This window comes from Pseudomonas sp. HY2-MNA-CIBAN-0224, from assembly GCF_040310285.1.
Taxonomy (GTDB): domain Bacteria; phylum Pseudomonadota; class Gammaproteobacteria; order Pseudomonadales; family Pseudomonadaceae; genus Aquipseudomonas; species Aquipseudomonas helleri.
The window spans coordinates 1-270 of record NZ_JBEOPQ010000538.1 but is presented as its reverse complement, the minus strand read 5'-3'; the positions used below and the strand labels follow the sequence as shown (position 1 = coordinate 270).

At 46.7% G+C, this 270-nt stretch carries 1 protein-coding gene; it reads left to right on the top strand.

What is annotated here, in order from left to right:
• Nucleotides 1–270: hypothetical protein (locus tag AAEZ03_RS27470; RefSeq protein ID WP_350583021.1), on the top strand; the 270-nt coding region annotated here is incomplete at both ends.

Here is a 270-nt window from a genome sequence, read left to right as displayed (position 1 = left end):
CAGTTAATCCGAGCGATGAGCGTTATGCGCATTTGGTTGGTAAAACGATTACCTTACCAATTACGGGTCGCGTCGTGCCTATCGTCGCTGATGATTATGTCGAAAAAGACTTTGGTACGGGTTGCGTAAAAATCACCCCAGCCCATGACTTTAATGACTATGAACTTGGTCGTCGTCATAACTTACCACTGATTAATATCCTTGATGAGCGCGCCAATATCTTAGCTGACATGGAGGTCTACGCTGACTTGCAAGTGCGTGAGCCTGCAC